Source organism: Micromonospora sp. NPDC047793, from assembly GCF_040642635.1.
GTDB lineage: Bacteria > Actinomycetota > Actinomycetes > Mycobacteriales > Micromonosporaceae > Micromonospora.
In genome coordinates, this window is record NZ_JBEYSG010000001.1 from 32,681 (window position 1) to 44,046 (window position 11,366).

At 64.5% G+C, this 11,366-nt stretch carries 7 protein-coding genes, 1 tRNA gene and 1 other RNA gene; 4 read left to right on the forward strand and 5 right to left on the reverse strand.

Annotation, left to right across the window (positions count from 1 at the left end):
• Nucleotides 1-85: 85 nt before the first annotated feature.
• Together ABZ738_RS00155 and ABZ738_RS00160 are read right to left on the reverse strand one after the other, a co-directional pair.
• Nucleotides 86-4,315, reverse strand: a complete 4,230-nt coding sequence (locus ABZ738_RS00155) for a hypothetical protein (protein ID WP_357210027.1) — start codon at nucleotides 4,313-4,315, stop codon at nucleotides 86-88.
• 249 nt (nucleotides 4,316-4,564) lie between these two features.
• Nucleotides 4,565-5,269 (reverse strand): YDG/SRA domain-containing protein, encoded by a 705-nt coding sequence (locus tag ABZ738_RS00160; protein ID WP_357210031.1) that lies wholly within the window; start codon nucleotides 5,267-5,269, stop codon nucleotides 4,565-4,567.
• A gap of 764 nt (nucleotides 5,270-6,033) precedes the next feature.
• Between ABZ738_RS00160 and ABZ738_RS00165 the strand changes: the two genes are divergently transcribed.
• Nucleotides 6,034-7,599: a hypothetical protein gene (locus tag ABZ738_RS00165; protein WP_357210033.1), complete on the forward strand. Its 1,566-nt coding sequence runs from the start codon at nucleotides 6,034-6,036 to the stop codon at nucleotides 7,597-7,599.
• 68 nt (nucleotides 7,600-7,667) lie between these two features.
• On the opposite strand, the gene ABZ738_RS00170 is transcribed toward ABZ738_RS00165, so the two are convergent.
• Both ABZ738_RS00170 and ABZ738_RS00175 read right to left on the reverse strand, forming a co-directional pair.
• Nucleotides 7,668-8,162 carry a hypothetical protein gene (locus ABZ738_RS00170; RefSeq protein WP_357210890.1) on the reverse strand — a complete coding sequence of 165 codons (495 nt, stop codon included), beginning with the start codon at nucleotides 8,160-8,162 and terminating at the stop codon, nucleotides 7,668-7,670.
• A gap of 74 nt (nucleotides 8,163-8,236) precedes the next feature.
• A complete protein-coding gene (locus tag ABZ738_RS00175) occupies nucleotides 8,237-8,794 on the reverse strand; it encodes a hypothetical protein (RefSeq protein WP_357210036.1) in 558 nt (185 codons plus the stop codon).
• A 293-nt stretch (nucleotides 8,795-9,087) separates the two neighbouring features.
• Between ABZ738_RS00175 and ABZ738_RS00180 the strand changes: the two genes are divergently transcribed.
• Together ABZ738_RS00180 and ABZ738_RS00185 are read left to right on the forward strand one after the other, a co-directional pair.
• Nucleotides 9,088-10,056 carry a DNA-processing protein DprA gene (locus ABZ738_RS00180; protein ID WP_357210038.1) on the forward strand — a complete coding sequence of 323 codons (969 nt, stop codon included), beginning with the start codon at nucleotides 9,088-9,090 and terminating at the stop codon, nucleotides 10,054-10,056.
• Entirely contained in the window at nucleotides 10,025-10,804 is a 780-nt protein-coding gene (locus ABZ738_RS00185) for a hypothetical protein (protein ID WP_236145803.1), read from the forward strand. The genes ABZ738_RS00180 and ABZ738_RS00185 overlap by 32 nt, the downstream gene beginning before the upstream one ends.
• A 242-nt stretch (nucleotides 10,805-11,046) precedes the next feature.
• On the opposite strand, the gene ABZ738_RS00190 is transcribed toward ABZ738_RS00185, so the two are convergent.
• Nucleotides 11,047-11,131: transfer RNA gene (locus ABZ738_RS00190), tRNA-Ser, on the reverse strand.
• Nucleotides 11,132-11,212: 81 nt separating this feature from the next.
• Here ABZ738_RS00190 and ffs point away from each other — a divergent pair.
• Nucleotides 11,213-11,302: signal recognition particle sRNA small type (gene ffs / locus ABZ738_RS00195), an RNA gene on the forward strand.
• Nucleotides 11,303-11,366: the final 64 nt, after the last annotated feature.

An 11,366-nucleotide genomic window follows, 5' to 3' on the forward strand; every position in this document is an offset into this window, starting at 1 on the left:
GGTCGGGCCCCAGTTTCCTGGGGCCCGACTCCGACTAACACAGCGAGGCTCTGCCCGCCGCGATCGTCGCCAGTCACGACGTGGATCAGATCGCTATTTCTCGGGGGAGGCCCCAGCCTGAGGCGTCAGACTGGCCACCAGCCGCGTATAGCGTACGAGCGTTGGCGTCGAGTAATCGTATAGAAACCCCGTCGTACAGATAGGACGCCGAGTAGGTACGGAAGATCGGCTCCCCGTCTTCAGGTCGCTCGTGACTGGCCGTCACAGTCTCCTTCTCCGCCAGGATCGTCCATAGCAGGTAATGACCTCGCTCTCGAAGCGCTAAGGCTAGAGCATCAGCTGTAACGTGAACAGTGTCAGGGCCAGCCTGTCGAGCCGCGAAGCTTTCCGCCAGCAACTTTCCGTTCTTCCCCCATTGAAAGTCGCCGACGCGCTCGAGTCCTAGTAGGGCGCAGAACGAAGTCGAGGGCATAAACGTGTATAGCCGCCTGCTTTCCGAGTGATCCCAATCGTTCGCGACGCCGCCGTAGCGGATCGTTGTGACGACAAGGTTTCCAGGAGGAAGCGTTCGTTGGCTGTGGCCACCTTCGCGACCGCCCATTTGGGGCCAATCCGACCGATAAGGATGGTCGGCATGAAGCAGGCCGAGAGGGCTGCCTGACTCCGGCATCCAGCGGCCGTACCAGTCCTGCCCAACTGCCCATTGAGACCATTTTTCCACGTCTTCGGTTTCCAGCAAGTAAGAACGGATCTGAGCCCAGGTTCTGTGCTGGGGCTGCCGGATGGCTGCGTCTTCCGGGTTCTGCGCCTGCGACCATTGATAGCTGCCCTCGAGAACTAGCCAAACCTGTCCGGATGCATCCGCGGGCGCCAGCAGCAGGTTAACCTGAGGACTGTGCTCGTCATTATTCGGCCAGTTCGCGTCGAAATGGGCCGGGAAGGTAACGTCTATAGGCGCGAACCACGTCTTCGGAGTATCTTCGTAAACCTGACTCTCCGCACGTCGCAATAGCATCGTCGGATCGATGTCATGTCCGTAGACATCGAGCGGTCCCTGATACTCTGACCGATCATCGTCTCGATAATTCGGATTTAGGCCGTAGTGGTCGGTCATGCGGCCAATGACTCGCCGGAACGCAATCCATATATATTTCTGGGCGTAACCTTCGTGCTTTCTGTCGTCTCCAGGGGCGTAACGGGGAAGGTTTCTGTCAATCTCGCCGAAGAGCTCAGGAGTCCATCCAAGCTCATGAGCGGCATCGAAGATCAGCCGACCGACGTGATCGGCGTCGAGCTCCTCCTTGAGATCAAAGTTGCTGACCGCGGAATCGATAACATATTTCCGGAAGTCGTCAAAGTCGGACATGACGGGATGGCTGAGCGCGCTATACCGATAACTCGGCGGGCTCGACAAAGATTCGATTTCGTCTTTTGACCGGCACTTTTGAGACCAGTTCGACGTGTAAGGCGGTCGGATCCGTGTGGCAATGTCATCAATCTCTGATCGCCACCCTGCACTGAGGGCCGCCTCGATTGCACGGCGGGCGTAATCACGGCTTAGGTAGTTCTCAGGCCAGTAATTTCGTTTAAAGGTGAGATCTAGGACAGCCTCGGCTACTACGAAGACCGCATCAGGGCGGAGGCTGCGCTGAGCTATCCCGCATCCAATCGCCAGCAGACGTTCCTGGACGTAGTCGTCGTCAACGTCCAGGAACATCCGCAGGATCTTCCCGTAGACGTCTGGAGTTGGCTCCAGCAAAGCGATGATGGCCTTCGTAGCGTTGTCCCGAGTCGGACGGTGCGAGGAAGCCAGCGCCCAGGTGAGCGTGAGCGCTCCGAGGTAGCGGGTGTCATCTGTAGCGTGAGTGCCCGCGTCAGACCATGCCCACTCGATCAGGATGGGAAGGTGCCCCTCGTCCTCCTCCTGTCGGTCACAGAAGTAGGACCAGGAAACGTCGCGTTCAGTAAGTGTTTGGCAAACAAGATGCCGGTGGAGCCACTCCGCGTTGAGCTTATGGCCAGGGACCGCGGCTACCTGTATCAGGGCATTGTGAGCTGCGTCTGCAAATTCAGGATTGCTTTTGAGTTGCAGCAGGATCTCGACGGTTCGGTCACTGACTGCTGAAGGCTGGCGCCAAGCAAGGCTGAGCAGGAAATCATTGTGCGCGGCGTAGTGGTACTCGCTCGGTGGAATCTCGAGGAGGTCCACTAGCTCAACCCCATGCGTCTCTGGCAGAACCGAGGCCAACGCCTGCAGGATGCCTGGATTGGCATACCAACGTTCGGCGAGGTTGGCCGCCTCGACTCGGACCGAGGCTAGGTCGCGCGTTGCTATGAGCTTTGCCAGCGCAATTTCGCCCAACCGCTCGTATCCGAACCTGATGTAGTCGCGTCCATCAACAATTAGTTCGGATAGGATTGCTTCCTTGAGTAGCCCGTTGAGTAGGCTGCCGCTCCAACCGCTACTCGGAAGAAGCGTCGAGGTTATCGCCTCGGCGTCTTCCCGCGGCAACCTTCTCGTTCCTGGATCTATTGATCCGGCAATACGCTCAACTGCTCTGAGGACTAGCCCTCTGCGAGCATCATAGTCGCACCTATCTGCACTAGCGAGGCGCAGGTTTATCGCAGCGAGGAAACTGTCGTAGATCCACGTGGTGCCGATACCATCGCGTGGGAACCGGCTATCGCCGCGTTGCTGTAAGGTTGTGCACACGAGCTTTAGGAAGAGAGGATTCGTGAACTCGGGGTCCAGCATTGGGAACGAGGGGCGTTCGATGCCGTACCAGTCGAGGAATTGGGAAACGGCACTCCGGGGCACTTCCGAGAAGCCTGTGTGCTCAACCGGCAGGAGGCGATCCTGGAGATTCGCGGACAAGGTATCAGGCAGAAATTCGTTGCGGCACGAGAGCACTAGTCGTACGTGCGGGAAGCGCTCGACCTGCGTAAGGAAACTGCCTAGGTACTTGTTCCATAGAGTGCGGTCGGCTGCCTCATTCAGGCCATCTATGATCACCAGGCCCACTTCACCCGCCGTCTGGCATGCTGCATCGAAAGTGGCGAGAAGTTGGTCGGCCGGATTATTGAAACCGATAATGCGTCCTAGGTCTGCCTCGATTGGTCCTCGCTCGAGTTGCTCCCCGAGTGCTATCAGTGTGGGTAGGTCGGCAGAGGACCGGTCCTTAGCGAGGTCGCAGAGCAGATGGGTTTTACCTGCGCCCCCTGTTCCAGTAATTAGGATTGCGGGACAGTCAAAGCTCTGCCACGGGCGACTTGTGATTAGCCCTTCTAGCTCGCGCGTCGCCGATCGTATGTTCTGGAGCTGCCCGTAGAGGCTCGCAGCACTGCCATGGTAGTACCGGTCTTGGAGGCAGTGGCGTCTAAGGAGTAGAGAGAGATCGTTAATAGGGTCATGAGTGGCAGCGACGAGGGGGCCGATATCGGGAAGTGGCCCTATTGGCTGGCGGGCTTGCCTGGCTGCCTCGCCCACCTTTTCCTCGAGCTGATCAAGGTGGATGCCGAGCCGTTCGATGGAGGGTCGGAAGATATCCTCATGCCCCTCGGGCAGTGACAGCCCGTAGGCTCCTCGTGCTTCTCGCAGGCCGGCTAGCTTGGTCCGGATTTCACGTTCGAACGAAGATGTTCGCGCCAGACCATCAAAGACTTTCGCAATAGGAAGCTCGACGTTTAACCGGGGGTCATACCGGCCGGCGGCATCCTTCTCTGCGCGGTCCGCGATCTCACGGAACCGCTCCTGCGAGAATCCGTCGAGGTCGAACCAATAGCGAAGCCGGCCTACTTGCGACGGCTGCAACAGGCATTCTATTAGCTGCGTCTCGCCGACATACTCGAACCTGACAGTCCGGCCAGTCGCTGAAGCCGCAGCTTCCCACTCCGCGACATGCTCATTCCATTTTGTCCACGCGCTTTTCGTTGTGCGAGTGCCTCCGCCTTTGAGGGCTACCTCCGTATCGCCCGCTGGGCGGTTGTAGGGAAGGAGGATGTAGTAGCGCGCGAGCTTCGGCTCAGTCGAAAGGGCGCGGCGAACAGACTTGGTGATTTGGGTAAACTCGTCGTTGTCGAGCTCAAAAAGGTATTTCGCCTGCCATCCCCATACTTCGCCGTTGGGAAGCTCGCCTCGACCTTCTCGACCGCCGTCCGGGTTCCCGAACGTGGCGAAGTTGGTGCCTGCCGGCCACTCGACGAGGCCGCCATAGATTATGAGTTGGTTGCAGAGTTCCTCGAACCCGTCACGACGGGAGCCGGAAGGCGCCTTGCCGCGAATCTGTTGGAAGTTGACTTCGGGAAGCAGAGCCACGAGGTCTCGCAATCGCTGATCACGTAGGGGTCGGGTGGCTGGAGCCAGCAGGTTGGGCAGTAACTCTAGCGGTAGTGGGGGACAGCGTGGTGTTACTCGCCATCTCGGCAGGTGGCATCCGGCGGCTGCCGGTAGGCCGGGTTCCGGAGTTGGACCGTAGCCTGCGCCTACGGCCTGTGGTGCTGGCGGTGGTACGTCAGGTGAGCCCCGTCCGGTGAATGGCCAGCGACGACACGTAGCTCCCCCAGCTCATCTCCTGCGCCCGCCTCCATCACGATGCCAGCCGTCGACGTAGATGGCCCCTGTGTCGAAGAGAACGTGATGGTTCGGGCAGAGGCAGAGGACGTTGCTCGGGACGTCGGGGCCGTTATGGGGTTTCCCTAGGGCCCGTATGTGGGCGGCCTCGGCGTACGGGCCAGCCGGGGTTGCTAGTTGAATGCCGCAGACCTGGCACCGGTGGCCGTGCAGGCGCTTCACGCCGTTGGCGACGGCAGTGCTTCTGACGAGACGTTGGATGGTGGCTTCCGTGCGAGGGGTCTGCTGGTCAGTAGTTCCATGGAGGGGCGCAGCAGGCGGAGGGTCGGTGCTCTCCAGCGCTACCAGGCGGTATCGCCAGATTTTGTAGCCGTCCTTGCCAGTGTCAGACCAGTGGTCGACAACTCGGAAGAGCCCGTCGTATCGCAAGCCAAGCCTGGGAGAGTACTTCTGGTCTCCGCCGGCACCTCTGATCACCCGCACTGGGTTGCCGTCAATCTGGCTGCGCGCGAGTCCGAGGTTGCCACGGGTTAGCTGTTGGTCTGCGATCTGCCGCTTGGTGGCTGGGTCGTTCCCACCCTGACCTGTGTAGACGAGCTCTGTGCCGTAGTCCTCGTCGTCGACGTAGCCACCCGAGACCACGATGGACTCGGCGCCGTCTTTGCCTCCACAGATTCCGGCCTGGTTCGGCCGGTGCACTCCAGACCCGGCGAGCTCATCCCGATTCTCAAGGTTGAGCCGGGTGGGTAGCCAGGGATTTCACCGTAGGTCCGCTCGGAAGCCATGGCGGCACGATAGGGCAAGGGGCCGACGCCCGCGGTGCGGCAAGGCGCGGGCGTGACAGAGCGGTCTCAGTGCCGGTCTCGTTCACCGCGGTCCGTCGTGGCACGTTGCCGCCCATCGGAAGCCGTCACCCCTGCTAACGGTCACCGTCAGACCAGCGCGGATGCATGGTCGCAGACCTCGAAAGCGTGTGAGGGTTTACGCCCTCCGCGGGTTCAAATCCCGCCGCCACCGCTCGTGACAAGCGAGAACGCCCGGTCGATCCGCGAGGATCGACCGGGCGTTTCCCGTTGCCGCCCCGCACGCCGCCCCCGCCTGAGCGGGTCCACCCGTCCGGAGCGCGATGTCTGGCTGACCGGGCATGGCTATCGATCTCCGGGTCCCTAGGATGTGGGAGCGGCCGACGGGTCCGGCACGGTCTCCCGCTTCCGCGGGGCTCCCGGTGGGCTCGTCCCGCAGTCGGGTTCGTGGAGCGGACGTGCACTGAACACCAGCCGCACCGAGATCATCAACTACGCGGAGTGTGTCGCCGGTCGGTGAGGCGGCCTCCGCGTCAGCACGTACGAACATCGAGAAACGGGGTATCGATGCGGCGAAGAGTCGCGGGAGTCTCTGTGCTGGCGGTTGCCGCCGGCATGGCGGTGGGAGTACCCGCCCACGCGGCGGGCGATTATCGGACGGTGACCCGGGAGGGAGTCGTCCTCCAGGTCGATCGGGTGCCGGTGTCGGTCACGCCGGTCAAGGGGAGCGGAGCGACCCGGTCGGATTTCGACGGTGACGGCGTCGACGACGTCGCGGCCTCCGCCGATCCCTACGAGCACAGCCTGCCGCAGTCACCCGGTGGCCTGGTGGTGGTGCGCTACTCGTCGACGCCGTACGTGGACTATCTGGCCACGGCGGTCTCACCGGTCGGGGGTGGCTGCGTCTGCTTCGGGGAGATTCTCGCCACCGGGGACTTCGACGGTGACGGGTACGACGACCTGGCGGCCGGGGAGCACGACGCGTACGACACGACGGTGAAGGTGCACGCCGGTGGGGTGTGGGTGATCCCGGGCAGCAGCAGCGGCCTGCGGATCGACTCGGCGAAGTACTTCACGCAGAGCAGCCCGGGGGTGCCCGGCGCCTCGGAGCGGGAGGACCGGTTCGGGTCGGCGTTGGCGGCGGGCGACATCAACGGTGACGGCCGGGACGATCTGGCGATCGGCGCGTACGGGGAGGCGATCGGCAGTCTCGGTGAGGCCGGTGCGGTCACCGTCCTGTACGGCGGCACCGGTGGCCTGACCGCCACCGGTGCGCAGCAGTTGCACCAGGACCAGGCCGCGGTGCCCGGCTCGGCCGAGAAGGGCGATCACTTCGGCTGGACGCTGGCCATCGGCAAGGTCGACAACAACAGGTACGCCGACCTGGTCATCGGTGCGCCGCAGGAGAACAGCAACTCCTCGTCGACGGGCAGCGGGATGCTGACGCTGATGTGGGGTTCGGCGAGCGGTGTGAAGCTCAGCGGAGCCACCTCGGTCACCGGGGCGGCGCTGCGCGGTGCCACCGGACGCAGCGACAGCTACGTGTGGGATCTCGGCATGGCGCTGGCCGTCGGCGACGTCAACGGCGACGGGTTGGGCGAGGTCGTGGCCGGTGCCCCGAACGCGCAGAGCCCGAAGGGCAACGAGGGCATGGTCGCGGTCTTCACCGGTCGCAGCGGCGGTCTGTCGAGCAGCGCGGTGAAGCTGTTCAGCCAGCGTACGGCCGGTGTGCCGGGCGATCCGGAGGCCGGTGACCTGTTCGGCGCGACGCTGGCGGTCGGTGACGTGACCGGTGACGGCCGGGCCGACGTGCTGGTCGGCGCACCCGGCGAGGCGATCGGTACGAAGGCCGAGGCGGGCACGATCGCGCTGCTGAAGGGCTCTGCCTCGGGGCTGACCGGTACGGGTGCCCAGGGCTTCGACCAGGATCACGCGGTCGTGCCGGGCGGCGCGGAGCGCGGCGACCGGTTCGGTGGTGCGGTCGCCCTGCTCAACCTGAACGGCACCGGTCCGCTGGACGCGCTGGTGGCGTCGCCCGGCGAGGCGGTCACCGGTGACCCGGCCGGCCTCTCCTCCGGGTCGGTCGCGGTGTTCCACGGCGGCTCCGGTGGGCTCGTCCCGCAGGCGACGTCGTGGAGTGGCCTGAGCCTGCGCACGGACGTCGTCTGGCCACTGTGGTACGGCCGGCGGCTCGCCGCCGCGCAGACCGGCGGCCTGAACTACTGACCTGACCGCGACGAGATCCTGGTGCGAACACGCCCCTCGGAGGGCAGATTCGTACCGGGATCTCGTCGTCAGCAGGGGCCGTGGCCTTCGACGAAGAGGCGGTGGGCCCAGTCCGCGTACCCGGCGATGATCTTTCGGACGGTGTCGCCGTCGTGCAGGAACAGGTAGGCGCGGTCGCCGTGGCGGGCGAACAGGCCGTCGAAGCGGTGCGTTCCCGGCGGTGCGTGCAGCGCGCGTACCTCCGGATAACTGGCTCTGACCTGCGTGATCGGTGACCCGGCCGCGATTCCTTCCGGGGTGCGGACCGGGTCGCCGGCCCAGAGCAGGACCAGCCGGTCGTCGATGAAGACCGGGCTGATCATCTCGTGTCCGGCCAGCGTCGGACCGCAGGCGTCGACGTCGGTGCGGAGCATGCCGCGCCGGGCCAGATCGTCCTCCGTGTCACCGAAGTCGACATCGGACAGACCGTCGAGGTCGACGACGCTGGCCGCGGCGACCGGCTCACGAACGGCGATGGTGTCCGGTGGCATGGGTCCGCTGCCCGAGATCGCGGCAGCAAGCAGCAGTGTGGCGATGAAGCCGAATTGTCGCAATTTCATGGAATCCCCCAGTCCCCAACGTGACGGGAGCGAAGAGGTTATTGCCGCGCCTCCCATTCGTCGGCCAACTCGTCCCAGTAGTCGGCGCTCAGCCCGCGCCGGCCGTGCGTGAGCCAGCCCTCGGTGCTCCGCTCCACGTGCAGTCCCAGCTCGGCGAAGGGGTCGATCCATCGCCCCGGCTCCGCACCCAGCTCGGTCAACGCGGCGTTGATGGGCCAATCCGGACGCGGCCCGTCGAAGGCCGTGTCGAAGCGCGGACCCCAGGACAGGGCGCCGCCCAACCAGACCGCCGCCGCCTGGTGCCCGATCCCTCCGGCGAACTCCGCCTCGACGTACGCCACCGGCCCCCGCCGCGACCAGCGGGCCAGCACCTCGACCAGCGCGGGGGAGAGCACCAGCGCGAACGGGTCCGCCGCGCTCGGCTCGTCGGCCGCATAGTCGGGCGGGGTGCCGGTCAACTCCGCCACCAACTGCGGCGTCACCGGCAGCAGGGCGAAGTCCTGTCGCAACCCGCCGAGCACCGCGTGATCCAGGTCCCGGGTCTCCTCGCGCAGCAGGTCGGCGTCCGCGACGACCGCGCTGAGCTGGTAGCTCACCGAATGTCCACAGCCTGTGGATAGAACATGTGTACGACGGTGGTCGGGCGTGCTCGCCGTCGTCGGGCAGCGCTCGGCTCCATCCGGTCAGTATCGCGGTAACGGCGACTTCCGGCTGCCGTCGTCGGCTGCTCGCCGGAGCGGTGCTGCTTTGGTCGGTGGCGCTGTCGCCGGTGCGGCCAGATGCGCTCCTGGGGCGTGAGCCTGGACAATGGCGCTACCGTGACCGGGCGGAACAGTCGTACGGCTGTACGAGGATTCGGGTCGTCGGTGAGTCGAGGGAAGGAGCGGCAATGAGCCCCGTGTCGCTGCCGCCGGTACACAGCACTTCTAGGATCAGTGCCATGCCAGAAAGCCATCAGGTGCAGGTGGCGGCCCTCGTTGCGCTGCTGCGCCAGCCTGGTGCCCGCTGGGCTGAAGTGGCGGCGGAGGTGCTTGCCGAAGGGAGTGCACTTGCTGTTCTGCGCCGCCAGATCGGTGCGGGAGAGACTCTCTTCGGCGATGACCCGGTGCGGGATGCGCTGGGCGCTGCTCGGGCCGAAATGCAAGCCTGGGCAGCGGAGGGCATCGAGGTCTACTCGTTCTTTGATGACGCCTATCCCGCACGTCTGCGTGACATCCACCAGATGCCTCCGATTGTGTTCACGCGGGGCACGCTCGCCGAAGACCGGCGGGCGGTGGCTGTGGTCGGAACCCGTAGGCCCACGGAACGCGGCGTGGGTATCGCCGAGACCTGTGCCGCTGCTCTGGCGGAGTCGGGTATCACCGTTGTCTCCGGTCTAGCTGCCGGAATCGACACGGCGGCGCACACCGCAGCCCTGCGTGCAGGTGGTCGCACAGTGGCGGTTATCGGCACTGGGGTCAATAGATGCTACCCCGCAGCAAACCGGCAGCTGCAGGATCAGATCATCGAAGACGGCCTGGTGCTCAGTCAATTTTGGCCAGACGCACCACCTGCCAAGCACACCTTCCCGATGCGCAATGCCGTCATGAGTGGCTACGCGGCGGCGACGGTCGTGGTGGAAGCGGCATACCGCAGCGGAGCTCGGATGCAGGCTCGCCTCGCGCTGGAGCACGGCCGACCAGTGGTCCTGGCCGACTCGCTCCTGCAACACGACTGGGCGCGTGAGTACGCCGACCGGCCAGGTGTGCATGTCGTATCGACAGCTAACGAGCTCGTTGCTACGGTCGACCTCATCGTGCACCAGATACCCAATTCCCCTCAGGCACTTGAAGGTCTACCGCGTCTTGTCGACCTATAGACAATGGGCGACCGCCCAGCATGACGAGATGCAGGTGGTTGAGCGACAGCGCAACTACCTGCGCAGCCCATTGCCGCCGGGTGATGGCATCTGTGTCGTCTGCCGCAGCACTGCGGGGATCGGATTCGAGCTGTGCTACCAGTGCGGCCAGCACCGTTCTGCATCCGGCGGTATTCAGGCAGACGTCGTCGCCCCGATCGCCTATTCGGTGGCGAGGGAGCAACATGATCACAATCTCATCGTCTACAAGTCTGCTCAGCCGTCGGTGGTCGCGATGGGAAACCTCTCCTCGCTGACGGTCCTCTACCTCGCGTTTCACTGGGATTGCTTCGCGGACGTGCTTGGTGGTCGTTTCACCCACGTCGTCACGGTTCCCTCCACGCGGGGTCGACCGGGCGTCCACCCGCTCGAGACCATCGTGGCGAGACGTCTGCCTCTCCCTGTTCTCCGCCCAGTCTCGAACCCTGCCTACCGTGGTGACGACCGGAATTTCCGTCACGACCGTTTCCAGTTGCCGCAGAGCGGCGCCTCCGGCGGCAGAGTTCTGCTTCTCGATGACACATGGACGACGGGCAGTCGGGTCCAGTCGCTGGCTTTCGCCCTCAAGGCAGCCGGGGCAGTAGCCGTGGCAGCGGTCATCATCGGTCGCCGAGTCAACCCGGCGTATGGCCCGTCAGCCCTCCTCCTGGAGCGGCTACGGGCAGCGCGGGAGTTCGACATCGCTCGCTGCGTGGTGGAAGGCGCGTGAAGCTCTCCATGAGTATGGCCAGGCACGAACTGTCACCCGCCGGTCTCACCACCGGTCTTCCGCCTGCATGAGCATTCGCAGTTGCTCGCCGGTCCGACGCCGCTCGGCCACACTGCACGACGCTGCTGGTTGGTGCGAAAGCCGGCAACCGGAGGAGGGCGAGTAGCCCTAGCAGGCATCGCGCGACGAATCAGGGCCGGTCCCCATGGGGCCGGCCCTGTCGTTCGTGCTGCTCAAGCGAGCGGAGGATACGAGATTCGAACTCGTGAGGGTGTAAACCCAACACGCTTTCCAAGCGTGCGCCCTAGGCCTCTAGGCGAATCCTCCGTCGAACAGAGTACAGGTCCCTGCCGACCCGCCCACCCCACCACCCCCTGAAGATCGACGACGGGTCGGGTAGGCTGGTGCTACCTCCCGTGCGGCGGTATCTCGTGAACCTCCCCAGGGCCGGAAGGCAGCAAGGATAAGCGAGCTCTGCCGGGTGCACGGGAGGCCTTTCTGTCTCCGGCACCGTGCGCTCCCCTCCCACCCAGCGTGGTGGGGCGCTGTGCTGTCGGTGTTA

Bases quoted from the DNA above. Each gene is read 5' to 3' on its own strand.
- ABZ738_RS00180 (WP_357210038.1), top strand. From the start codon at position 9,088: ATGAGCCCCGTGTCGCTGCCGCCGGTACACAGCACTTCTAGGATCAGT.